Source organism: Pseudomonas sp. GW458-11-26-14-LB4 (assembly GCF_059423925.1).
Genome location: NZ_JBWKYU010000024.1, coordinates 52,042 through 74,987, shown reverse-complemented (window position 1 = coordinate 74,987; position 22,946 = coordinate 52,042). Strand labels below are relative to the sequence as shown.

18 protein-coding genes are annotated in these 22,946 nt (G+C 61.2%); 8 read left to right on the top strand and 10 right to left on the bottom strand.

Features of this window, described 5'->3' with window-relative positions; translation table 11 throughout:
- Nucleotides 1-45: 45 nt before the first annotated feature.
- The gene (gene queF, locus AC07XZ_RS25500; RefSeq protein ID WP_085608218.1) at nucleotides 46-876 is read right to left on the bottom strand and encodes an NADPH-dependent 7-cyano-7-deazaguanine reductase QueF; all 831 of its coding nucleotides are present in this window, start codon (nucleotides 874-876) and stop codon (nucleotides 46-48) included.
- A 61-nt stretch (nucleotides 877-937) separates the two neighbouring features.
- Nucleotides 938-1,471 carry a copper-resistant cuproprotein CopI gene (gene copI, locus AC07XZ_RS25495; protein WP_102688110.1) on the bottom strand — a complete coding sequence of 178 codons (534 nt, stop codon included), beginning with the start codon at nucleotides 1,469-1,471 and terminating at the stop codon, nucleotides 938-940.
- Nucleotides 1,472-1,625: 154 nt separating this feature from the next.
- Here copI and AC07XZ_RS25490 point away from each other — a divergent pair, with 154 nt between their 5' ends.
- Together AC07XZ_RS25490 and AC07XZ_RS25485 are read left to right on the top strand one after the other, a co-directional pair.
- A complete protein-coding gene (locus AC07XZ_RS25490; RefSeq protein ID WP_007951608.1) occupies nucleotides 1,626-2,306 on the top strand; it encodes a heavy metal response regulator transcription factor in 681 nt (226 codons plus the stop codon).
- Nucleotides 2,306-3,643 carry a heavy metal sensor histidine kinase gene (locus AC07XZ_RS25485; protein ID WP_102688109.1) on the top strand — a complete coding sequence of 446 codons (1,338 nt, stop codon included), beginning with the start codon at nucleotides 2,306-2,308 and terminating at the stop codon, nucleotides 3,641-3,643. The genes AC07XZ_RS25490 and AC07XZ_RS25485 overlap by 1 nt, the downstream gene beginning before the upstream one ends.
- 119 nt (nucleotides 3,644-3,762) lie before the next feature.
- Here AC07XZ_RS25485 and AC07XZ_RS25480 read toward each other — a convergent pair whose 3' ends face one another.
- The 3 genes from AC07XZ_RS25480 to AC07XZ_RS25470 form a co-directional block, all read right to left on the bottom strand.
- Entirely contained in the window at nucleotides 3,763-5,007 is a 1,245-nt protein-coding gene (locus AC07XZ_RS25480; protein ID WP_011335181.1) for a lipoprotein-releasing ABC transporter permease subunit, read from the bottom strand.
- Between the two features lie 63 nt (nucleotides 5,008-5,070).
- Nucleotides 5,071-5,754, bottom strand: coding sequence for a lipoprotein-releasing ABC transporter ATP-binding protein LolD (lolD, locus tag AC07XZ_RS25475; RefSeq protein WP_162831788.1), 684 nt, complete (start codon nucleotides 5,752-5,754; stop codon nucleotides 5,071-5,073).
- A 7-nt stretch (nucleotides 5,755-5,761) separates the two neighbouring features.
- On the bottom strand, nucleotides 5,762-7,012 hold the full coding sequence (locus tag AC07XZ_RS25470) for a lipoprotein-releasing ABC transporter permease subunit (protein ID WP_102688108.1): 1,251 nt from the start codon (nucleotides 7,010-7,012) through the stop codon (nucleotides 5,762-5,764).
- A gap of 94 nt (nucleotides 7,013-7,106) precedes the next feature.
- On the opposite strand from AC07XZ_RS25470, the gene AC07XZ_RS25465 reads away from it, so the two are divergent.
- Both AC07XZ_RS25465 and AC07XZ_RS25460 read left to right on the top strand, forming a co-directional pair.
- The gene (locus tag AC07XZ_RS25465; RefSeq protein WP_039772787.1) at nucleotides 7,107-7,688 is read left to right on the top strand and encodes a PilZ domain-containing protein; all 582 of its coding nucleotides are present in this window, start codon (nucleotides 7,107-7,109) and stop codon (nucleotides 7,686-7,688) included.
- A gap of 14 nt (nucleotides 7,689-7,702) precedes the next feature.
- Nucleotides 7,703-8,425, top strand: a complete 723-nt coding sequence (locus tag AC07XZ_RS25460) for a glycerophosphodiester phosphodiesterase (protein ID WP_007953017.1) — start codon at nucleotides 7,703-7,705, stop codon at nucleotides 8,423-8,425.
- A gap of 42 nt (nucleotides 8,426-8,467) precedes the next feature.
- Here the strand turns inward: AC07XZ_RS25460 and sthA are convergent, their stop codons facing one another.
- Both sthA and AC07XZ_RS25450 read right to left on the bottom strand, forming a co-directional pair.
- On the bottom strand, nucleotides 8,468-9,862 hold the full coding sequence (gene sthA, locus AC07XZ_RS25455; protein ID WP_102688107.1) for a Si-specific NAD(P)(+) transhydrogenase: 1,395 nt from the start codon (nucleotides 9,860-9,862) through the stop codon (nucleotides 8,468-8,470).
- A 197-nt stretch (nucleotides 9,863-10,059) separates the two neighbouring features.
- A complete protein-coding gene (locus AC07XZ_RS25450) occupies nucleotides 10,060-11,109 on the bottom strand; it encodes an FAD:protein FMN transferase (protein WP_173892811.1) in 1,050 nt (349 codons plus the stop codon).
- 53 nt (nucleotides 11,110-11,162) lie between these two features.
- Here AC07XZ_RS25450 and AC07XZ_RS25445 point away from each other — a divergent pair, with 53 nt between their 5' ends.
- The gene (locus AC07XZ_RS25445; RefSeq protein ID WP_007953024.1) at nucleotides 11,163-12,455 is read left to right on the top strand and encodes an MFS transporter; all 1,293 of its coding nucleotides are present in this window, start codon (nucleotides 11,163-11,165) and stop codon (nucleotides 12,453-12,455) included.
- Nucleotides 12,456-12,520: 65 nt separating this feature from the next.
- Here the strand turns inward: AC07XZ_RS25445 and AC07XZ_RS25440 are convergent, their stop codons facing one another.
- Nucleotides 12,521-13,984, bottom strand: a complete 1,464-nt coding sequence (locus tag AC07XZ_RS25440) for a glyceraldehyde-3-phosphate dehydrogenase (RefSeq protein ID WP_007953026.1) — start codon at nucleotides 13,982-13,984, stop codon at nucleotides 12,521-12,523.
- Nucleotides 13,985-14,338: 354 nt separating this feature from the next.
- Here AC07XZ_RS25440 and mfd point away from each other — a divergent pair, with 354 nt between their 5' ends.
- Genes mfd through AC07XZ_RS25425 form a run of 3 tightly spaced genes read left to right on the top strand, consistent with a single transcriptional unit; the run spans nucleotide 14,339 to nucleotide 21,067 of the window.
- The gene (gene mfd / locus AC07XZ_RS25435) at nucleotides 14,339-17,788 is read left to right on the top strand and encodes a transcription-repair coupling factor (RefSeq protein WP_102688106.1); all 3,450 of its coding nucleotides are present in this window, start codon (nucleotides 14,339-14,341) and stop codon (nucleotides 17,786-17,788) included.
- A gap of 10 nt (nucleotides 17,789-17,798) precedes the next feature.
- Nucleotides 17,799-18,365: a CsiV family protein gene (locus tag AC07XZ_RS25430; protein ID WP_007953029.1), complete on the top strand. Its 567-nt coding sequence runs from the start codon at nucleotides 17,799-17,801 to the stop codon at nucleotides 18,363-18,365.
- 11 nt (nucleotides 18,366-18,376) lie between these two features.
- Nucleotides 18,377-21,067, top strand: a complete 2,691-nt coding sequence (locus tag AC07XZ_RS25425) for a DEAD/DEAH box helicase (RefSeq protein ID WP_007953031.1) — start codon at nucleotides 18,377-18,379, stop codon at nucleotides 21,065-21,067.
- Between the two features lie 115 nt (nucleotides 21,068-21,182).
- Here AC07XZ_RS25425 and AC07XZ_RS25420 read toward each other — a convergent pair whose 3' ends face one another.
- Nucleotides 21,183-21,920 carry an S-methyl-5'-thioinosine phosphorylase gene (locus tag AC07XZ_RS25420; RefSeq protein ID WP_102688105.1) on the bottom strand — a complete coding sequence of 246 codons (738 nt, stop codon included), beginning with the start codon at nucleotides 21,918-21,920 and terminating at the stop codon, nucleotides 21,183-21,185.
- Between the two features lie 12 nt (nucleotides 21,921-21,932).
- On the bottom strand, nucleotides 21,933-22,931 hold the full coding sequence (gene nagZ / locus AC07XZ_RS25415; protein WP_173892813.1) for a beta-N-acetylhexosaminidase: 999 nt from the start codon (nucleotides 22,929-22,931) through the stop codon (nucleotides 21,933-21,935).
- Nucleotides 22,932-22,946: the final 15 nt, after the last annotated feature.

The following is a 22,946-nucleotide window of genomic DNA, read 5'->3' as shown; positions in this document are numbered from 1 at the left end:
AGCCCTGCCATCACTGGCAGGGCTTTTTCATGTCCGCGAGGCGGGTTACTGACGAACCAGACGATGGTTCGGCAGTTGCACGCTTTCAGTGCTGCGATAAGGGTTGATGTCCAGCCCGCCCCGGCGCACATAACGCGCGAACACCGTGAGTTTTTCCGGCTTCAGCAGGCGCTGCAGGTCGAGGAAGATCCGCTCCACGCATTGCTCGTGGAAGTCCGAGTGCTGACGGAAGCTGACGATGTATTCCAGCAGGCTGGCGTGATCCAGCGCCGCGCCACGGTATTCCACCACCACGCTGCCCCAGTCCGGCTGGCTGGTCACCGGGCAATTGGATTTGAGCAGATGGCTGTGCACGCTCTCCTCCACCACCCGCGAATCGTCGCAGCGCAGCAGTTCAGGACGCGGGTGTTCGTAGTTGCTGACGCTGATATCCAGATCGTCGATGCACACGCCCGGCAGCGCGACAACGCCTTCGGCTTCGACGTCTTTCAGGCTGCGAACCCGCACGCCCACCGGTTTGCCGGCAGCAGCGGACAAGTCCTTGACCAGCGTCGCTTCAAGGCTCGCGATGTCGGCGAAAGGCGTCTGGTTCAGCGAGTTCAGGTAGAGCTTGAACGACTTGGATTCAATGATGTTCGGCGAATCCGCCGGAATGCTGAATTCACCGATCGCCACCACCGGTTTGCCCGACGGCAGCAGCCACGACAGTTCGAAGCAGTTCCAGAAATCCACGCCTTTATACGGCAGGGTTTCGGCGGTCAGGCCCAGCTCGGCCCATTTCGCGGTGCGCGGGATCGGGAACAGCAGGGACGGCGTGTACGTGGCGATGTATTCGCTGGATTTGCCCAGCGGCGAATGTTCGGCTGCGGGATGCATGGCGGAAACCTGACTGAAGAATCAGCGGATTCTACCAGCCTTTGCTCCCGCCTTTGAGTGCTTACTGACTGACTGTCAGTTTGCCGACCATTCCGGCCTGGTAATGCCCGGGAATGTTGCAGGCAAATTCCAGGTTTACCGCTTTGCTGAAGGTCCAGGTCAACTCGGCGGTCTTGCCCGGCTCCACCAGCACGCTGTTGGGGTCGTCATGCTTCATGCCGTGGCCCATCGAGCTGTGATCCATGCCCGCCATGTCGTGGGACATTTCCTTCATGCCGGTCGGCGTGAGCATGCCGCTTTGCTGCATCTGTAACATTTCCTGCTGATGTTTTGCATGCATCGCCGCGTCGCCGAGGTTGAATTCGTGCAGCAACTGGCCTTTATTCACCAGCACGAAACGAACGGTCTCACCGGCCTTGATCTCGATCGCCTTCGGATCAAAGCTCATGTCGCCCATCACCACTTCGATGCTGCGGGTGGCCTTGGCCGCCGGAGCCGGCTGGCCGAAGTCATAGGTGTGCGCCGGCGATGCCCACAGCGGCGAACTGAGCGCCAGCAGACACGCGGCAAGGGCCAGACGATTGCGCAAAAACATAGTCGTACTCCAACAAATCAAGGTTCAGCCTGTGGGAAACTCTAGCCCGCCTGCGCTGGCAGCGACCTGACAGGGAGATTACAACTTTGTCAGGTTGGCGCGCACCGCGTGAGCCCACGGTATAACGTCCTCGTTCCCGCAACCCGAGTCGCCCATGAAACTGCTCATCGTCGAAGACCAACCCAAAACCGGCCAGTACCTGCGCCAGGGCCTGACCGAGGCCGGTTTCAACACCGAACTGGTGGCCGACGGCACCACCGGCCAGCAATTGGCGTTGAGCGGCGACTATGCGCTGCTGATCCTCGACGTGATGCTGCCCGGTCGCAATGGCTGGCAGATTCTGCAAGCGGTGCGCAGCGCCGGTCTGGAAACGCCGATCCTGTTTTTGACCGCCAAGGACACCGTTGAAGACCGGGTTCACGGCCTCGAACTGGGCGCCGACGACTACCTGGTCAAACCGTTCGCCTTCTCCGAATTGCTGGCGCGGGTGCGCAGCCTGTTGCGCCGCGGCAGTTCCACGCCCCAGGAAACCAGTCTGCGCCTGGCCGATCTGAGCCTGGACCTGATCCGCCGCCGGGTCGAACGCAGCGGTCAACGCATCGACCTCACCGCCAAAGAGTTCGCTCTGCTGGAAATGCTTTTGCGCCGCCAGGGCGAAGTGCTGCCCAAATCGCTGATCGCCTCGCAGGTCTGGGACATGAACTTCGACAGCGACACCAATGTGATCGAAGTGGCGATTCGTCGACTGCGTCTGAAGATTGATGACGACTTCCCCCACAAGCTGATTCACACCGTACGCGGCATGGGTTACGTCCTTGAAGAGCGTGCCGACTGATGCGCCGACTGTCCTTGAGCGGTCGGCTGGCGCTTTTGTTCGCCGGCTGCACCGCCGTGGTTTCGCTGGTCGCCGGGGTCGTTTTCAATCGGGCCAGCGAGGGTCACTTCATCGAGCTCGACCAGCAACTGCTCGAAGGAAAACTGCTCAGCGTACGTCAGACACTGCTGAGTGGTAGCGACGCCGCGCACATCACCGATGAGTTGAGCCAACAGGGCGATGTCTCGCTGCGCATCAGCAGCCCTGAGGGACAACGCTGGTTCGGCCGTTCGTTGCATACGCCGGCGAATCTGCCGCAGCAACCCGGTCTGGCCACCATCAGCGACAACGGCACCGACTATCGCCTGCTCAACGCCGCGCTTGAACCGGAAAAACCGGATTCCCCGCAATTGACCTTGCTGCTGGACATCACCCACCACCAGCACTTCCTGCAACGCATGCAGCATCTGATCTGGCTGACCGTCGGCCTGTCGGCGCTGGCCACCGCGCTGCTCGGCGCCTGGGCGGCCCGCAGTGGTCTTCGCCCGTTACGCCGCATGAGTGCGGTGGCCCGTGGGATTTCGGCGCAATCGCTGAATGCCCGACTGCCGGAAGCGCGGATGCCCGCAGAACTCGCGGAACTGGCCCACAGCTTCAACGCCATGCTCGGACGCCTCGATGACTCCTTTCAGCGACTGTCAGCGTTCTCCGCCGACATCGCCCATGAGCTGCGCACCCCATTGTCGAACCTGCTGACCCACACGCAGGTCACTCTCACCCGCCCTCGCCCCCTCGAAGACTATCGCGAAGCGCTGCACAGCAACCTCGAAGAGCTGCAATGGATGGCGCAACTGGTCAACGACATGCTTTATCTGGCCAAGGCCGACCACGGCTTGCTGGTACCCAAGCGTGAACCGCTGGAGCTGGCGGAAGAAGCCGATGCGTTGCTGGAGTTTTTTGCGCCGCTGGCCGAAGACGCTCAGGTCAGCCTGAGCCGTGACGGTTATGGGCGGTTTGCGGGTGATCGCGCGATGTTGCGCCGGGCGCTGTCGAACCTGCTGGATAACGCGTTGCGCTTTACCCCTGCTAACGGCGAAGTACGCGTGCGGGTAGCCGAGCAGGCGAAATCCTTGAGCGTGACGGTGGAGAACAGTGGCGAAGGGATTTCTGCTGAGTTGCTGCCGCGCTTGTTCGACCGCTTCTACCGGGCGGATCCGGCGCGCCAGGAAGGCAGCAGCGAGCATGCGGGATTGGGGCTGGCGATTACTCAGTCGATCATCCGGGCCCATGGCGGGCAGATTCATTGCGAATCGGCTCAGGGCTGGACGCGGTTTGTGATTGAGTTGCCTCGAAGCTGATCGTTCCCACGCTCTGCGTGGGAATGCAGCCCGGGGCGCTCTGCGCCCCTTAAGAGCCGAACGCGGAGCGTCCGTTGATGCATTCCCACGCGGAGCGTGGGAACGAGCATCGCGTGAACTTACGAATAGCGCAACGCGTGCGCCGGTTCGATCTTCGCCGCTCGCCAGGCCGGGTAAACGGTGGCCAGGAAGCTGAGGATGAAGCCCGCCGAGCAGATCAACAGCACGTCGCCGCCCTGCAATTCCGATGGCAGGTTGCTGACGAAATAAACGTCCGAACTGAAGATGTGCTGCCCGGTCACTCGCTCGACCCAGCCCACCATCTCACTGACATTCAGCGCAGCAATCACGCCCAGCACGCCACCGATGATGGTGCCGACGATGCCGATCACCGTGCCCTGCACCATGAAGATCGCCATGATCTGCCGTGGTGTGGCGCCGATGGTGCGCAGGATCGCAATGTCCGCGCCCTTGTCGTTCACCACCATGATCAGTGTCGCGATGATGTTGAACGCCGCCACCGCGACGATCATCAGCAGCAACAGGCCGATCATGGTTTTTTCCATCTTCATCGCGCTGAACAGGCTGCCCTGGGTGTGGGTCCAGTCGTCAGCCTTGAAGTCGGCGCCGAGGCCGCTGGCGATGTCCGACGAAACCTTCGGCGCGGCGTACAGATCCTTCACCGCCAGACGCACGCTCTGCACCTGATTCGGCTCCCAGTGCTGCATGGTCGCGGCGTCGGAGACGTGGATCAGGCCCATGGAACCGTCGAGTTCGGCACCGACCTTGAACACGCCGACCACGTTCAGGCGCTGCATGCGCGGGGTGATGCCGCCCGGTGCGGTGCTGACTTCCGGCACGATCAGGGTAATCTTGTCGCCGACGTTGAGGCGGAAACGCCGGGCAGTGATTTCACCCAGCACTACGCCGAATTCACCAGGCTTCAAGGCATCGAGACGGCCCTGAACAATGTGCTGGGCAACGATCGACACCTTGCCTTCCTGAGCCGGGTCGACGCCGCTGATCTGGATCGGCTGCATCATGCCCTTGTAGGACAGCATGCCTTCCATCTCGGTGAACGGCACGGCGGCGGTCACTTCCGGGTTCTTCATCGCAGCGGCGGCCACTGGCTGCCAGTCGTCGATCGGCTTGACGCCGACGATGGTCGCGTGAGGCACCATGCCGAGGATGCGCGAGCTCATTTCACGCTGGAAGCCGTTCATCACCGACAGCACCACGATCATCGCCAGCACGCCGAGGGCGAGGCCGATCATCGAGGTCATCGATATGAACGAAACAAAGCGATTGCGGCGCTTGGCGCGGGTATAGCGCGTGCCGATAAAGATCGATAACGGTCTGAACATTCGCTGGGGCACCGTATAAAAATAAAAGACTCGACGCCTTTTCAGGCATCGGGTTTCAAGCCGTCAGATGGGGGTCAGGCAACCTTCCTGCAGTTGCAGGACGCGGTCCATCTGGCGAGCCAGGTTCATGTCGTGAGTCACCACCAGAAACGCCGTGCGCATCGAAGTGCTGAGTTCCAGCATCAGATCCTGAATGCCTTCGGCGGTATGGGAGTCGAGGTTGCCGGTCGGCTCGTCGAGCATCACCAGGCCTGGATTGTTGACCAGCGCACGGGCGATGGCCACGCGCTGACGTTCGCCACCGGACAGTTCCGCCGGCTTGTGTTCCAGGCGATGGCCCAGCCCCACTCGCTCCAGCAACGCCGTGGCACGCTGACGCGCTTCCGGGATCGCGGTCTTGCCGATCAGCAGCGGCATGCAGACGTTTTCCAGCGCGGTGAATTCCGGCAGCAAGTGGTGGAACTGGTACACGAAGCCGAGGGCACGGTTACGCAGCAGTCCACGCTTCTTTTCGCTCAGCGCCGACAGTTCTTCACCGTCGAGCCAGACACCGCCCTTGGTCGGCGTGTCGAGACCGCCCAGCAGGTTGAGCAAGGTACTTTTGCCCGAACCGGATTTGCCGACGATCGCCACCCGCTCGCCTGGATGCAGTTCCAGTTGCAGGTTGGCCAGCACTTCCACCGACTCCGGGCCTTCCTCGTAGGATTTGCCCAGGTTGCGGCAGCTCAAGATTGCTTTTTCACTCATGCCCGACTCACTCATAACGTAGCGCCTCCGCCGGCTGGGTGCCCGCGGCACGCCAGGCTGGATACAGGGTGGCGAGGAAACTCAGGACCAACGCAGCGGCGCAGACCATGACCACGTCCTGGCTCTGCACCTGCGACGGCAGGTAATCGATGAAATACACGTCAGCGTTGAGGAATTTGTGTCCGATCACGCCTTCGAGGGCCGAAATCGCGGCGCTGACGTTGAGCGCGGCGAAGATCCCGACCACGGCGCCGATGGCCGTGCCGACCACGCCTATCACCGTGCCTTGCACCATGAACGTGCGCATGATCGTGCCCGGTGTGGCGCCCAGTGTGCGCAGAATGGCGATGTCGCCCTTCTTGTCGTTCACCACCATCACCAGCGTGGAAATGATGTTGAACGCGGCCACGGCGACGATCAGCAGCAACAGCAGGCCAATCATGGCTTTTTCCATGCGGATCGCCTGATACAGGTTGCCGTGGGTACGGGTCCAGTCGCGGGCGTAGTAACGGTCTTCGCCGAGGCGTTGAGCGATGTTCCACGCCTCACGCGGCGCCTGGAACAGATCGTCGAACTTCAGGCGCAGGCCCTGTACCTGATCAGACTTCCAGCGGTGCATCTTCGCCAGATCCTGCAGGTTGGTGACGCCCAGGTAGCCGTCCAGCTCACCGGCGCCGACATGGAAGATGCCGACCACGGTGAAGCGCTTCATGCGCGGGAACATCCCGGCCGGGGTCACGCTGACCTCCGGCGCGACGAAGGTGATCTTGTCACCGAGGCCCACGCCGAGCTTGGTCGCGGCCTTGTCGCCGATCACGATGCCGAAGCTGCCCGGCGTCAGATCGTCGAGTTTGCCCTGCTTCATGAAGTTGTCGATGATCGAGACGTTGCGTTCCAGCGCCGGATCGATGGCATTGAGCAACACCTTGGACACCTGGCCGTTGTTGGTCAGCAATCCCTGCATCTGGGTAAACGGCGCAACGGCCGCCACCTGCGGGTTCTGCTTGACCTTGGCGGCCAGGCTCGGCCAGTCGTTGATGGCTTCACCGGACTCGATGGTCGCGTGGGGCACCATGCCCAGCACGCGGGTGCGCATCTCATGATCGAAGCCGTTCATCACCGACAGCACCACGATCATCACGACCACGCCAAGGGCGAGCCCGATCATCGAAGTCAGGGAAATGAATGACACAAAATGATTGCGACGCTTTGCACGGGTATAACGCGTGCCGATAAATACGAAGAGAGGTCTGAACATGTCGGGGCTTGTTCGGAGGGAAAAGGAACGTCCTTGTGGCGGGGGTCGATAACCAGCTTTACACTCAGACCACCGCCGCTACCATGGGTTCGCCATGTCGACATTAGATGAAGAAGATCGCCGCGAATACTACCGTATCGAGGACACGATCGCACTGGAAATTCGGCCCCTGTCCGCTCCCGAAGCCGCAGGCCAGGAAGTGTTGCAGGATGCTTCTCCACTGTTCAACCTGCTCAGCGAATTGCACCTGAGCGAATTCGAGTCGCAGCACCTGCTGCGCCAGATCAGCGAACGCGACCGCGCCATCGCGGCGTTCCTGAAATCCCAGAACAAACGCATCGACCTGCTCAGCCAGGTGGTCGCCCTGACCGTGCTCGGCCATATCGGCGAGCCGCAACCGGTGATCATTTCCGAGGGCGGCATCGACTTCCAGCACCCGACCCCGATCGCCACCGGCGCCCACCTGTCGGTGAAACTGGTGCTGATGCCCCAGGCGCTTGGCCTGTTGCTGCGCGCCCGCGTCACCCATTGCGACCGCAAGGGCGACGGCTACGACGTCGGCACCGAGTTCGAACACCTGACCGACGCCCAGCGCCAGTTGCTCGCCCGCTATATCTTGCAGAAGCAGGCCCAGGAACGACGTCTGGCCCGCGAACAGAACGAATCAGGCATCTAAATTAAGGAAGAACCGTGACCCTTATCTACGGCCACCGCGGCGCCAAGGGCGAAGCACCGGAAAACACCCTGAGCAGTTTTCAGGAATGTCTCAAGCACGGCGTTCGCCGCTGCGAGCTGGACCTGCACCTGTCCAAGGACGGCGAGCTGATGGTCATCCACGACCCGACCCTCAAGCGCACCACCGACAGGCGCGGCAAGGTGGTCGAGCACACCGCCGCCGATCTTGTGACCTACGACGCGCGCAAAGGCGGCCCGGGCTGGATCAAGCCCTGCCCTATCCCGACGCTGGAAGAACTGTTCGAAAAGTGCGACTTCGAGCACTGGCAGCTGGAAGTCAAAAGCGCTTCGCGCACCCGCGCCGCGACCACCGTGCTGGCGATCCGTGAAATGGCGGTCAGACACGGGCTGCTCGACAAGGTGACAATCACCTCGAGTTCGCGGGAAGTCTTGAAGGCTGCGCTGGATCTGGTGCCCGACGTATCACGCGGCCTGGTGGCCGAATACGCCTGGCTCGACCCATTGAAGGTCGCGCAAAGTTACGGTTGCGAGATTCTGGCGTTGAACTGGACGCTGTGTACGCCGGAACGCCTGCAAAAGGCGCAGCGTCAGGGGCTGCATGTGTCGGTGTGGACCGTCAACGAGCCTGCGCTGATGCGCAGACTCGCCGACTTCGGCGTTGACAGCCTGATTACAGACTTTCCCGGTTTGGCCACTGCCACCCTCGGGAATTGCTGAAATCGGTCTCCCCGGCCGGCTCAGGCCACCGGCCGGAGCCCGTCAAAAAAGCCGGTTGAGGCCGTCGTACGCCGCTACCCGATAGGCTTCAGCCATGGTCGGGTAGTTGAACGTTGTGTTGACGAAGTACTTCAGGGTGTTCAGTTCGCCCGGCTGGTTCATGATCGCCTGACCGATGTGCACGATCTCCGACGCCTGATAACCGAAGCAGTGAACGCCCAGCACTTCCAGGGTTTCACGGTGGAACAGGATCTTCAGCATGCCTTGCGGCTCGCCGGCGATCTGTGCACGCGCCATGCTCTTGAAGAACGCCTTGCCCACTTCGTACGGCACTTTGGCCTGGGTGAGCTCCTGCTCGTTCTTGCCGATCGAGCTGATCTCCGGAATGGTATAGATGCCGGTCGGCACGTCATTCACGAAACGCCAGCTACCATTGTCGACGATGCTGCCGGCGGCCGAACGGCCCTGGTCGTGGGCGGCACTGGCCAGACTCGGCCAGCCGATCACGTCACCGGCGCCATAGATGTTCTGCACACAGGTGCGGTAGTTCTCGTCGACTTCGATCTGGCCACGGCTGTTGACCTTGACCCCGATGTTTTCCAGACCCAACTGGTCGGTGTTACCCGTACGACCGTTGCACCAGAGCAAGGCGTCGGCCTTGATCTTCTTGCCGGACTTCAAGTGCAGGATCACGCCGTTGTCCACGCCTTCGACGCGGTCATATTCTTCGTTGTGACGCACGGTGATGTTGTTGTTGCTGAAGTGGTAGCTCAACGCCTGGGAAATTTCCGAGTCGAGGAAGCTCAGCAACTGACCGCGGTTGTCCACCAGCTCGACCAGCACGCCCAGACCGCTGAAGATCGAAGCGTATTCGCAACCGATCACGCCGGCGCCGTAAACGATCAGTTTGCGCGGGGTGTGGCCGAGGCTGAGGATGGTGTCGCTATCGTAGATACGCGGGTGGTGGAAATCGATGTCCGCCGGGCGATAAGGACGCGAACCGGTGGCGATGATGATGTGCTTGGCCACCAGTTTCTCGACCACGCCGTTGGCGCAGACCACTTCGATGGTTTGCTCGTCGGCGAAGCTGCCGGTGCCAATAAACACGTCCACGCGGTTACGGGCGTAGTAGCCGGTACGCGAAGCGACTTGTTTGGAAATGACTTTCTCGGCGCTTTTCAACACGTCCGGGAAGGAGAACCAGCGCGGCTCGCCGATCGCACGGAACATCGGGTTGGTGTTGAACTGCATGATCTGCCGCACCGAGTGACGCAGGGCCTTGGACGGGATGGTGCCCAGGTGGGTGCAGTTGCCGCCGACCTGGCGACGGCTGTCGACCATCGCCACCTTGCGCCCTGCTTTGGCGGCGTTCATTGCCGCGCCTTCTCCCGCCGGGCCGGAACCCAGCACCACCACGTCGTAGTTGTAGACAGCCATGCGTACTCCTCAGAACAGGCCGCGGTGCCAGCAGCACCGGCGGCTAAATCACGCCGAACGACGGCGCGAAGGAACAATTGGGGGCCAGTAGAAAACCCGGACACAGTCTATAGAAGCGTCAACGCCGCGCACATTAACCCTTGGTCGCGTCGTAGGCTACTTTTGCCTGCACTACAACGCCAGCTTTCGTACTGTTCTCAGTCAACTTTTGCGCCACTGAGCCGTTCGAAAGCGTGACTGGTGCGTGTGACGAAACCTGTATCGGCACGAATCACAAAGAATGCACCAATGTCGTGTTTTTCCGCATAGTCCCAGGCCCTTTCAGGCCCGAGAATCAGCAACAGCGTCGATAGTCCATCGGCCATCAGCGCTGAAGGATGAATTACCGTGACCGACGCCAGATCGTGTAGGACCGGCGCACCGGTCCGGGCATCGAAGGTGTGGGAATAGCGCCGGCCATCTTGCTGAAAATAGTTGCGGTAGTCGCCGGACGTGGACAGGCCATAGCCATCGACATTGATGACTCGCTCTGCCACCTGCTGATCGTCACGCGGTTCTTCCAGAGCGATACGCCATGGCGAACCATCAAGCTTTTTTCCGGACGCCTTGAGCTCGCCGGTGGCTTCGGCAAGGTAATCATGAATGCCCAGGGCCTCGAGCCGCGTGGCAATGGTGTCGACCGCGTAACCGGCGGCGATGCTGTTGAAATCCACCTCGACCGCCGCGTCCTTGCACAAGCGATCGCCGTCGATGCGCAGGTGCTGATGGCCGACCCGCTGCCGCACTTCGGCCAGCGCCGCCGCATCCGGGACTTTTTCTTCACGCCCCTGCGGGCCGAAACCCCACAGATTCATCAGCGGTTCGATGGTGAGGTCGTAGGAGCCTGCGCTTTGTTGCGACAGCTGCTCGCCCACGCGGATCAATTCAAGGACCGGCGCGGGCATGATCTGACAGCGATCAGCCGGCAATGCATTGAAGCGCGAGATATCGGAGTCTGCGCGGTAAGTCGACATCTGCCGGTCGACGTCCGCGAGGATTTTTTCCACTTCGACACGCACCTCCTGCGGGGCAGGCAAATGGGCGTGGCGCACGTACTTGATCGAATAGGTGCTGCCCATCGTCGGGCCGCCGAAAGTCTCCAGAGAATCGCCGTTGCCGCAGCCGGACAAAAAGCCGGTCAGCAGCACGAGAATCCCCCACCGTCCAGTTAACAATTCTTCATCTCCCCGCAAAACCGCGCCGGCCATTATGGGCTACGAGCGCAACGCTTTCTTACAAGATTTAGAGTGAGTACCTACCCATGTCCTCCACGACCGGCAAAGGCAAGGCGATTTTTCGCGTTGTCAGCGGCAACTTTCTCGAGATGTTCGACTTCATGGTCTACGGCTTCTACGCCACGGCCATTGCCAAGACCTTCTTTCCCACCGACAGCGCCTTCGCTTCCCTGATGCTCGCCCTGGCCACTTTCGGCGCAGGTTTCCTGATGCGTCCGCTGGGGGCGATTTTTCTCGGCGCCTACATCGACCGTCACGGCCGCCGCCAGGGCCTGATCATCACGTTGGCCCTGATGGCGGCCGGCACCGTGCTGATTGCCTGCGTGCCGGGCTACGCCACCCTTGGGGTTGCCGCGCCGTTGATCGTGCTGTTCGGCCGATTGCTGCAAGGCTTCTCGGCCGGCGTGGAATTGGGCGGTGTGTCGGTGTATCTGGCGGAAATCGCCACGCCGGGCCGCAAGGGCTTTTTCGTCAGTTGGCAGTCAGCCAGCCAGCAAGCGGCGGTGGTATTCGCCGGGCTGCTCGGTGTCGGCCTCAACCACTGGCTGAGCCCGGAACAGATGGGAGAATGGGGCTGGCGCGTGCCGTTCCTGATCGGCTGCATGATCGTCCCGGTGATTTTCGTCATCCGCCGCTCGCTGGAGGAAACCCCGGAGTTCCAGGCGCGCAAACATCGCCCTACCCTGCAGGAAATCGTCCGTTCGATCGGTCAGAACTTTGGCATCGTCATCGCAGGCATGGCGCTGGTGGTGATGACTACCGTGTCGTTCTACCTGATCACCGCCTACACGCCGACGTTCGGCAAGGCGGAATTGCACCTGTCGGACTTCGATGCGTTGCTGGTGACCGTGTGCATCGGCCTGTCGAACTTCTTCTGGCTGCCAGTGATGGGCGCGGTGTCCGACAAGGTTGGACGTAAACCCCTACTGTTGGCGGCGACGATTCTGGCGATCCTGACTGCTTATCCAGCGTTGTCGTGGCTGGTGGCGAATCCGAGCTTCAGTCACTTGCTGATCGTCGAGTTGTGGCTGTCGTTCCTGTACGGCTCGTACAACGGCGCGATGGTCGTGGCGCTTACCGAGATCATGCCGGTGGAAGTTCGTACGACCGGTTTCTCGCTGGCCTACAGCCTGGCGACCGCAACCTTCGGTGGCTTTACGCCGGCAGCCTGCACTTACCTGATCCATGTGCTGGACAACAAGGCGGCACCGGGGATCTGGCTCAGTGGCGCAGCCGTATTGGGCCTGATCGCTACGCTGGTGCTGTTCCGTGGCAACAGGCACGAACTGCGAACGGCACAAGCCGCCATCCCCCGCTGAGACAAATCGCGCACAAACAAAAACGCCCCGACCTAAGTCGGGGCGTTTTCATTTGCAGCTAAAGCTTAGCGCGGGAACGCTGGCGGGTTTACACCGGCCATGTCTTCCATCACGCGGATCACCTGGCAGCTGTAGCCGAACTCGTTGTCGTACCAGACGTACAGAACAACGCGGTTGTCCTGAACGATGGTCGCTTCAGCATCGACCACACCGGCGTGGCGCGAGCCCACGAAGTCGGTCGAAACCACTTCCTGCGAGTTGACGAAGTCGATTTGCTTGTGCAGATCGGAGTGCAGCGCCATGTAGCGCAGGTACTCGTTCATCTCTTCACGGGAGGCGGCTTTCTCAAGGTTCAGGTTGAGAATGGCCATCGACACGTTCGGCGTCGGAACACGGATCGCGTTACCGGTCAGCTTGCCGGCCAGCTCAGGCAGGGCCTTGGCAGCAGCGGTGGCAGCACCGGTCTCGGTGATCACCATGTTCAGCGCGGCGCTACGGCCACGGCGATCGCCCTTGTGGAAGTTGTCGATCAGGTTCTGGTCGTTGGTGTACGAGTGAACGGTTTCGACGTGACCGTTGATGATGCCGAACTTGTCATTCACGGCTTTCAGCACCGGCACGATGGCGTTGGTGGTGCAGGAAGCGGCGGACACGATCTTGTCGTCAGCAGTGATTTCGTTGTGGTTGATACCGTGAACGATGTTCTTCAGCTTGCCTTTGCCAGGCGCGGTCAGAACAACGCGGTCGATACCCGGGCACTGCAAGTGCTGGCCCAGGCCATCGGCATCACGCCATACACCGGTGTTGTCCACCAGCAGCGCATCTTTGATGCCGTACTGGGTGTAATCCACTTCGGTAGGGTTCTTCGCGTAGATAACCTGGATCAGGTTGCCGTTTGCGGTGATGGTGTTGTTTTCTTCGTCGATGGTGATGGTGCCGTTGAACGAACCGTGTACCGAATCGCGACGCAGCAGGCTGGCGCGTTTGGTCAGGTCGTTTTCGGCGCCCTTGCGCACCACGATGGCACGCAGACGCAGACCGTCGCCGCCACCGGTTTTCTCGATCAGGATACGCGCCAGCAGACGGCCGATACGACCGAAGCCGTACAGAACAACGTCGGTGCCCTTGCGTGCCGAAGCGTTTTGCTGGCCAACCACGTCAGCCATTTCTTCGCGAACGAACTGCTCGGCGGTACGACCGTTGCCTTCGTTGCGGAATTTGTACGCCAGCTTGCCCAGATCTACCGAGGCCGCGCCGAGCTTGAGCTCGCTCATGGCCTTGAGCAGTGGGAATGTTTCGTGGACGGAGAGTTCGCTGTCGTCGGCAGAACGGTGGCGAGCAAAGCGGTGAGCTTTGAGAATCGCGATGACAGACTGGTTGATCAGGCTGCGGCCATAGATCGAGCTCACCACGTTGTTGTTGCGGTAGAGCTGACCGATAAGCGGAATCATCGCTTCTGCGAGTGCTTCACGGTCGATCCATTCACCAAGACACTGGTCGGGCTTCTGAGTCACGGTAACCTTCCACATGTAGGGGCAGAAAAAAGGGGCTACATTATGCCGCCGAGAACCTCTTGTAGCAATGCGCGCTTGTCGCGCAATCGGTAACAAAAATCCGTCCAAAAAAATAACGCTCCCCGCCAGCCCAGTAAAACCGGGGCTTCCAGCGCAGCCATTTTTTCGACGACTGTTAGACGATGTCTGTAACCCTCCGTAACACCACCAACATTTGGCACTACATAACCGTAAAAAAAGCGCTGGTTTTTATGGTTACCACTACATTTTTCCGAAACAGCGCAGATAGACGCATCCTGCAACTGACAGGCGGCACCGGACGCCGCTACAATTACCGACTTTGTCGCAACGCCTGGAGCTCAACCTTCCGTGCCTGTTCTGCGTCTACCGCTTCTCCCTGCCGCGGCAGGTAAACAGCACTGGGGCAACCTCCCCGGTGCCGCCCTGAGCCTGGCGATTGCCGAGGCTGCCAGCGCTGCCAAGCGCTTCACGCTGCTTTTGACCGCCGACAGCCAGAGTGCCGAACGGCTGGAGCAGGAGCTGAGTTTCTTCGCCCCGGATTTGCCGGTGCTGCATTTCCCGGACTGGGAAACCCTGCCCTACGACCTGTTTTCGCCGCACCAGGACATCATCTCCCAGCGCATCGCCAGCCTTTATAGACTGCCGGAGCTGGAACATGGCGTGCTGGTGGTGCCGATCACCACCGCCCTGCACCGTCTGGCGCCAACCAAATTCCTGCTCGGCAGCAGCCTGGTGCTGGATGTCGGGCAGAAACTCGATGTCGAGCAAATGCGCGCGCGGCTGGAAGCCAGCGGCTATCGCTACGTCGACACGGTTTACGAACACGGCGAGTTCACCGTGCGCGGCGCGCTGATCGACCTGTTCCCGATGGGCAGCAAACTGCCGTATCGCATCGATCTGTTCGACGACGAAATCGAAACCCTGCGCACCTTCGATCCGGAAAACCAGCGCTCCATCGACAAGGTCGATTCGGTCAAGCTGCTGCCGGCCAAGGAATTCCCGCTGCAGAAAGACGCGGTCACCCGCTTCAAGGCGCGCTTTCGCGAGCGTTTCGACGTCGACTTCCGTCGCTGCCCGATCTTTCAGGACCTGAGCAGCGGCATCACGCCTGCCGGTATCGAGTACTACCTGCCGCTGTTCTTCGAGGAAACCTCGACGCTGTTTGATTACCTGCCACAGGACACGCAAGTGTTTTCGCTGCCGGGCATCGAGCAGGCGGCGGAAAACTTCTGGAACGACGTGCGCAATCGTTATGAAGAGCGCCGCGTCGATCCTTCGCGTCCTTTATTGCCGCCGGCCGAATTGTTCCTGCCGGTGGAAGACTGCTTTGCCCGCCTGAAGAACTGGCCGCGCGTGGTCGCCAGTCAGCAGGACGTGGAAACCGGTGCCGGCCGCGAACGCTTCCCGGCGCAGGCGCTGCCGAATCTGGCGATCGAAGCCAAGGCCACCCAACCACTGGCCGCGCTCTCCGCCTTCCTCGACGAGTTCCCGGGTCGCGTGCTGTTTACCGCCGAATCCGCCGGTCGTCGCGAAGTGCTGCTGGAGTTGCTGGATCGCCTGAAGCTGCGGCCGAAAACCGTCGACAGCTGGCCGGACTTTGTCGCGAGCAAGGATCGCCTGGCGATCACCATCGCCCCGCTCGACGAAGGCCTGATGCTGGACGAGCCGGCGTTGGCACTGGTCGCGGAAAGTCCGCTGTTCGGCCAACGCGTGATGCAGCGTCGTCGCCGCGAAAAACGCGCCGACGCCAACAACGATGCGGTGATCAAGAACCTCACCGAACTGCGTGAAGGCGCGCCGGTGGTGCACATCGACCACGGCGTCGGTCGCTATCTCGGCCTGACGATTCTGGAAATCGACAATCAGGCCGCCGAATTCCTGACCCTCGAATACGCCGAGAACGCCAAGCTTTACGTGCCGGTGGCCAACCTGCATTTGATCGCCCGTTACACCGGCAGCGACGATGCGCTGGCTCCGTTGCACCGCCTCGGCTCCGAGACCTGGCAGAAAGCCAAGCGCAAGGCCGCCGAACAGGTCCGCGACGTGGCTGCCGAATTGCTCGACATCTACGCCCGTCGCGCCGCCCGCGAAGGTTATGCGTTTGCCGATCCGAAGGCCGATTACGCAACCTTCAGCGCCGGTTTCCCGTTCGAAGAAACCCCGGACCAGCAATCCACCATCGAAGCCGTGCGCGAAGACATGCTCGCGCCGAAACCGATGGACCGACTGGTCTGCGGCGACGTCGGTTTCGGCAAGACCGAAGTGGCCATGCGCGCCGCGTTCATCGCGGTGCATGGTGGTAAGCAAGTGGCGATTCTGGTGCCGACCACCTTGCTCGCCCAGCAGCATTACAACAGCTTCCGCGACCGCTTCGCCGACTGGCCGGTGACCGTGGAAGTGATGAGCCGCTTCAAGTCGGCCAAAGAAGTGAACGCTGCGGTGGCCCAACTGGCCGAAGGCAATATCGACATCGTCATCGGCACGCACAAGCTGCTGCAGGACGACGTCAAAATCAAAAACCTCGGGCTGGTAATCATCGACGAAGAGCACCGTTTCGGTGTCCGTCAGAAGGAACAGCTCAAGGCCCTGCGCAGCGAAGTCGACATTCTTACACTGACCGCCACGCCGATTCCGCGCACGCTGAACATGGCAGTGTCGGGCATGCGCGACCTGTCGATCATCGCCACGCCGCCGGCGCGACGCCTGTCGGTGCGCACCTTCGTCATGGAGCAGAACAAGAGCACGGTCAAAGAGGCCTTGCTGCGTGAGCTGCTGCGCGGTGGTCAGGCTTACTACCTGCACAACGACGTGAAAACCATCGAGAAATGCGCCGCCGAGCTGGCCGAACTGGTGCCGGAAGCGCGGATCGGCATCGGCCACGGGCAGATGCGCGAACGCGAACTCGAACAGGTGATGAGCGACTTCTACCACAAGCGCTTCAACGTGCTGATCGCCTCGACCATCATCGAGACCGGCATCGACGTGCCGAGCGCCAACACCATCATCATCGAGCGTGCCGACAAGTTCGGTCTGGCGCAGCTGCACCAGCTGCGCGGTCGCGTTGGTCGTAGCCACCACCAGGCTTACGCCTACCTGCTGACCCCGCCGCGCCAGCAAATCACTGGCGATGCGGAAAAACGCCTGGAGGCGATTGCCAATACTCAGGATCTGGGCGCTGGCTTCGTGCTGGCCACCAACGACCTGGAAATCCGTGGCGCCGGCGAACTGCTGGGCGACGGCCAGAGCGGTCAGATTCAGGCCGTGGGTTTCACGCTGTACATGGAAATGCTCGAGCGCGCGGTGAAATCGATCCGCAAGGGCGAACAGCCGAACCTCGATCAACCGCTCGGCGGTGGCCCGGAGGTCAACCTGCGGGTGCCGGCGCTGATTCCGGAAGATTATCTGCCGGACGTGCATGCACGCCTGATCCTGTACAAGCGCATCGCTTCGGCCACCGACGAGGAAGGTCTGAAAGATCTGCAAGTGGAGATGATCGACCGCTTCGGTCTGCTGCCGGAGCCGACCAAGAATCTGGTGCGCATCACGGCGCTGAAATTGCAGGCCGAACAGCTGGGCATCAAGAAAGTCGATGGCGGCCCGCAAGGTGGGCGCATCGAGTTCGCGGCGCAGACGCCGGTCGATCCGATGACCCTGATCAAACTGATCCAGAGCCAGCCAAAACGCTACAAATTCGAAGGCGCCACGATGTTCAAGTTCCAGGTGCCGATGGAGCGCCCGGAAGAGCGCTTTAATACTGTGGAGGCGCTGTTCGAGCGCCTCATCCCGAAAACTGCTTGAAGGACGCCGCATGCGCCTGTTTCGCTCTCTGACTTTGCTACTGACTCTGGTGGCACCTACGGCGTTTGCCGATGACCTCTATCAGGTCGAAATGATTCTGGTACGCCAGAACGCCGTGCCGGCGATTGTCAGCCGCGCTGCACCGGAAGACTGGGCGGCTGGCGCTCAGCGTTTGGGCGATGACAGCAAACGCACCCCGGCGCTGAACGATGTTGTGACCAAACTCACCGCCAGCGGCGAGTACAGCGTGCTGATGCACAAAGCCTGGCAACAGACGCTGGGCGAGACACCGGCCAAAGTTGCGGTCAGCGAAGGTCAGGAGCAATTCGGCCAGTTCCCGATCGAAGGCACGATTGAAATGAAGCTCGGGCGCTTCACCGACGTGAACGCCGACTTCTGGGTCAATCAGATCGACGCCAACGGCATGGTCACCGCCAGCGAGCGCCTGAAACAGGACAGCCACACCAAGAACGGCCAACTCAACTACCTCGACAACGGTCATCTGGCCCTGCTGATCAAGATCACTTCACTGACGGCGCCCGCGCCTCGGGAAGCGCCTGAAGTCGTTCCGGACTGATCGAAGTCCTTATGCCCCCGCCACTGAGTAAACCGCTGGCCTCCTCCTGGGTCAGCCGATTCAAGGAACAAAGCCTGGAACGTGGCCGCCGCTACGCGCTGGAAAACCGGGTGCGATTCGTACAGGTCGGCGACGCGACCATTACCGCCAGCTGCGAAGGCTCTGGCGGTAACGTCTACCGTCAGACGATTCATCTGCGCGAGTCAGCCAAAGGCACGCTGCTGATGGTCGACGCCACCTGCACCTGCCCAGTCCACAGCAACTGCAAACACTGTGCGGCGGTATTGCTGCAAGTGCAGGAAACCCTCGAATACCCCGCCGCCGCCAAAGACGCCGAACTGCTGGAAAAACTCCAGGCCGTCCTGGAAAACCGCAGCCCGAAGGCGCCACCGCAAGTGCTGGTGGACAATGTGCAACCGGTACCGCGCCTGTGGCTGGCCAGCGTCGAATTCAGCGCGTTCGAACCGCGCAACGGCAAGATGCAGCGCTACATCCAGCACCGTGCGGCGCTGTCCTTCAGCTATCTCGACGAATACGTCAGCGGCCAGAAGAACAGCGACATTCTGATTCGCCAGGAAGCCCAGACCTTGCGGGTCAAACGCCACCCGGACGTCGAACAAAGCTACCGCGAGCAGCTGCGAATTCTCGGCTTCCGCATCGCCACCCGGCAGAGCAAGGCCCTGCCGGAAAGCGCCGGCGAACTCTACGAGATGGTCAACGACAGCGCGTGGCTGACGTTCACCCTCAACGATCTGCCGAAACTGCGCACCCAAGGCTGGGAGCTGTTGGTCGACGATGAATTCGGTTTCGACCTGACCGCCGTCGACGACTGGTACGCCACTGTCGAGCAGACGCCGGAACGCGACTGGTTCGATCTGGAGCTGGGGATCATCGTCAACGGTGAGCGCCTGAGCCTGCTGCCGATCCTGCTCAACCTGATGCGCTCGCACACGGAAATACTTAATCCGGAACGTCTCGCCCGCCGTCGCGACGATGAGCTGATTCTGGTGAACATCCCGCAACGCAACAGCGAGCACGGACCGTTGCAAGTCGCCCTGCCCCTCGGCCGGCTGAAACCGGTACTGGCGACCCTTGGCGAGTTCTATCTGCAGGAGCCGGGCGAAACCACCCTGCGCCTGAGCAAGGCCGACGCCACGCGCCTGAATTCGCTGGAAGGTATTCCGCTGCTGTGGGAGGGTGGCGAGCAGATTCGCAGCTTCGCCCAGCGCTTGCGTGATATCCGCGATTACAGTGCCAAAGCACCGAAGGGGTTGAATGCGACGCTGCGTCCTTATCAGCTCGAAGGCTTGAGCTGGATGCAGTCGCTGCGACAACTTGAAGTCGGCGGGATTCTCGCGGACGACATGGGCCTGGGTAAAACCCTACAGACACTGGCGCATATTCTCAGCGAAAAGAACGCCGGGCGTCTGGATCGGCCGTGCATGGTGGTAATGCCCACCAGCCTGATTCCCAACTGGCTCGACGAAGCGGCGCACTTCACGCCACAGCTCAAGGTTGTCGCGCTGTACGGTGCCAGCCGTAAAAAGCATTTCGAGCATCTGGCCGACTACGACCTAATCCTCACGACCTATGCGCTGCTGCCCAAGGATGTCGAGCGTCTGGCCCAGCAGCCGCTGCACGTACTGGTGCTCGACGAAGCGCAGTACATCAAGAACCCGAACAGCAAAGCCGCCCAGGCTGCCCGTGAACTCAATGCTCGTCAGCGCCTGTGCCTGAGCGGGACGCCACTGGAAAATCACCTGGGCGAACTGTGGTCGCTGTTTCACTTCCTGCTGCCCGGCTGGCTCGGCGACGTCAAAAGCTTCAACGCCGATTACCGCGTGCCGATCGAAAAGCGCGCGAGCGAAGTCAGACTTCAGCACCTCAACGGCCGGATCAAACCATTCCTGCTACGCCGCACCAAGGAACAGGTTGCGACCGAGCTGCCGCCGAAAACCGAGATCATCCATTGGGTCGAGCTCAACGAGGCCCAGCGCGACGTATACGAAACCATGCGTCTGGCGATGGATAAGAAGGTTCGCGACGAGATCACTCGCAAAGGTGTGGCGCGCAGCCAGATCATCATTCTCGAGGCATTGCTCAAGCTGCGGCAGGTCTGCTGCGACTTGCGCCTGGTCAACGACGCCACCCTGCCCGCTCGCGGCAGCACATCGGGCAAGCTCGACAGCCTGATGGAAATGCTCGAGGAGTTGTTTGAGGAAGGCCGGCGGATTCTGCTGTTCTCGCAGTTCACGTCGATGTTGTCACTGATCGAGGACGAGCTGAAAAAACGCAATGTCGCCTATGCGCTGCTGACGGGACAGACTCGGGATCGGCGAACGCCTGTGAAGGAATTCCAGAGCGGCAAGCGTCAGATCTTTCTCATCAGCCTGAAGGCTGGTGGTGTGGGTCTAAACCTGACGGAAGCGGATACGGTGATTCACTACGACCCGTGGTGGAACCCGGCGACCGAGAATCAGGCAACCGACCGCGCGTATCGTATTGGTCAGGAGAAGCCGGTGTTTGTCTACAAGATGATTGCCCGGGGCACGGTCGAGGAGAAAATTCAGCATCTGCAGAAGGAAAAGTCCGACCTGGCGGCTGGCGTGCTGGATGGGCGCAAGGCCGGGGACTGGAAGCTGCAGAGTGATGATATCGAGGCACTGTTTGCGCCGTTGCCGGACAAGTTTGAAAAGCGCTGAGATTTTCAGCGTTATCTGGAAAGCCATCGCAAGCAAGCTCGCTCCCACAGGACTTGAGTAAATCCTGTGGGAGCGAGCTTGCTTGCGAATGAGTCGACCGGATCTGAAGCCAGACTCAGCCCTTCAGCACCCGCGCCAACGTCGACTTCACCTTGCCCATGCCATCGTGCAATGCCTGCTCGATCTCGGCCATGGTGATCACTTCAGTGGTCTTGCCCGCCGCCGGGTTCACCACCAGCGACAGACAGGCGTAATCCAGATCCAGCTCACGGGCCAGCGCCGCTTCCGGCATGCCGGTCATGCCAACGATATCGCAGCCATCACGCTCCAGACGCACGATCTCGGCCACGGTTTCCAGACGCGGGCCCTGTGTGCAGGCGTAAACGCCCTGATCGCTGTACTCGCAACCTTCAGCAGCCAATGCAGCAATCAGTTGCTGACGCAGCGGTTCACTGTAGGGAAAGCTGAAGTCGATGTGTGTGACATGTTCCAGGTCATCGGCGAAATAGGTGTGCTCGCGACCGCTGGTGTAGTCCACGATCTGATGCGGCACGCAGAAATGTCCGGTGCCCAATGCAGGATGAATCCCGCCCACGGCGTTGACCGCGATGATCGCTTCGGCTCCGGCCTGCTTCAACGCCCACAGGTTGGCGCGGTAGTTGACCTTGTGCGGCGGGAAGCGATGCGGGTGACCGTGACGAGCGAGGAACAGCACTTCCTTGCCGGCGTACTCACCAATCTGAACCTCGGCCGATGGCGCGCCATAAGGCGTGTCCACCGCCAGCGACTGACGAATGCTCAGGCCTTCCAGCTGGGTCAGGCCGGTGCCGCCGATGATTGCGTAAACCGTCATAGCGAAAAATCCTTAATCGATCAGTTGAGCGTCTTTGAGCGCGCCGACAGCGGTCAGCCAGCGCGGATCCTGACGGTATTCGGTGTTGGCGAACGCCTGACCGCGCATACGTGCGATACGCGGCGACGGCTTGACCTTCATGCGCTGCGCGGCGCTCAGGGCCAGTTCGGCGGCCGCGCGATCGTTGCACACCAGGCCCATGTCACAACCGGCACTGAGTGCCGCTTCGATACGGCTGGCGGCGTCGCCAACCACGTGCGCGCCGGCCATCGACAGGTCATCGCTGAAGATAACGCCGTCGAACTGCAGCTCGCCGCGCAGGATGTCCTGCAACCAGCGCCGGGAGAATCCGGCGGGCTGCGCATCAACTTGCGGATAAATCACGTGAGCCGGCATGACGGCGGCCAGTTGCTTGCTGAGTCTGGCGAACGGCACGAGGTCGTTGGCGCGGATCTCTTCGAGGCTGCGCTCGTCGTTGGGGATTGCAACGTGGGAGTCGGCTTCTGCCCAGCCGTGGCCGGGGAAATGCTTGCCGGTGGCGGCCATGCCGGCGTTGTTCATGCCTTTGATGAAAGCGCCGGCGAGTAGCGCGGCGCGCTCCGGGTCGCCTTCGAACGAACGGGTGCCGACGACGGCGCTGCGCTGGTAATCCAGATCCAGCACCGGCGCGAAGCTCAGGTCGAGGCCGACCGCCAGCACTTCGGTGGCCATGATCCAGCCGCACTGCTCGGCCAGATACTCGGCGTTCGGGTTATCAGCAATGGCGCGCATGGCCGGCAAACGGACGAAGCCCTGACGTAGGCGCTGGACGCGACCGCCCTCCTGATCCACCGCCAGCAGCAGGTCCGGACGAATGGCACGGATCGCCGCGCTCAGCTCGCGCACCTGGCGCGGATGCTCGATGTTGCGGGCAAAAATGATCAGGCCGCCCACTTCGGGCTGGCGCAACAATTGGCGATCTTCGGCCGTCAGCCAGGTACCGGCGACGTCCACCATCAACGAGCCTTGCAGGCCAGCAGTCATAGA

What these genes read in the sequence shown, in the direction of transcription:
- AC07XZ_RS25445 (WP_007953024.1), top strand. Translation starts at nt 11,163, where the DNA reads ATGTCCTCCACGACCGGCAAAGGCAAGGCGATTTTTCGCGTTGTCAGC.
- AC07XZ_RS25470 (WP_102688108.1), bottom strand. Translation starts at nt 7,012, where the DNA reads ATGTTCAGACCTCTCTTCGTATTTATCGGCACGCGTTATACCCGTGCA.
- copI (WP_102688110.1), bottom strand. Translation starts at nt 1,471, where the DNA reads ATGTTTTTGCGCAATCGTCTGGCCCTTGCCGCGTGTCTGCTGGCGCTC.
- AC07XZ_RS25485 (WP_102688109.1), top strand. Translation starts at nt 2,306, where the DNA reads ATGCGCCGACTGTCCTTGAGCGGTCGGCTGGCGCTTTTGTTCGCCGGC.
- sthA (WP_102688107.1), bottom strand. Translation starts at nt 9,862, where the DNA reads ATGGCTGTCTACAACTACGACGTGGTGGTGCTGGGTTCCGGCCCGGCG.
- lolD (WP_162831788.1), bottom strand. Translation starts at nt 5,754, where the DNA reads ATGAGTGAAAAAGCAATCTTGAGCTGCCGCAACCTGGGCAAATCCTAC.
- AC07XZ_RS25420 (WP_102688105.1), bottom strand. Translation starts at nt 21,920, where the DNA reads ATGACGGTTTACGCAATCATCGGCGGCACCGGCCTGACCCAGCTGGAA.
- AC07XZ_RS25425 (WP_007953031.1), top strand. Translation starts at nt 18,377, where the DNA reads ATGCCCCCGCCACTGAGTAAACCGCTGGCCTCCTCCTGGGTCAGCCGA.
- AC07XZ_RS25440 (WP_007953026.1), bottom strand. Translation starts at nt 13,984, where the DNA reads ATGTGGAAGGTTACCGTGACTCAGAAGCCCGACCAGTGTCTTGGTGAA.
- AC07XZ_RS25450 (WP_173892811.1), bottom strand. Translation starts at nt 11,109, where the DNA reads ATGGCCGGCGCGGTTTTGCGGGGAGATGAAGAATTGTTAACTGGACGG.
- AC07XZ_RS25490 (WP_007951608.1), top strand. Translation starts at nt 1,626, where the DNA reads ATGAAACTGCTCATCGTCGAAGACCAACCCAAAACCGGCCAGTACCTG.
- AC07XZ_RS25430 (WP_007953029.1), top strand. Translation starts at nt 17,799, where the DNA reads ATGCGCCTGTTTCGCTCTCTGACTTTGCTACTGACTCTGGTGGCACCT.
- AC07XZ_RS25465 (WP_039772787.1), top strand. Translation starts at nt 7,107, where the DNA reads ATGTCGACATTAGATGAAGAAGATCGCCGCGAATACTACCGTATCGAG.
- AC07XZ_RS25480 (WP_011335181.1), bottom strand. Translation starts at nt 5,007, where the DNA reads ATGTTCAGACCGTTATCGATCTTTATCGGCACGCGCTATACCCGCGCC.
- queF (WP_085608218.1), bottom strand. Translation starts at nt 876, where the DNA reads ATGCATCCCGCAGCCGAACATTCGCCGCTGGGCAAATCCAGCGAATAC.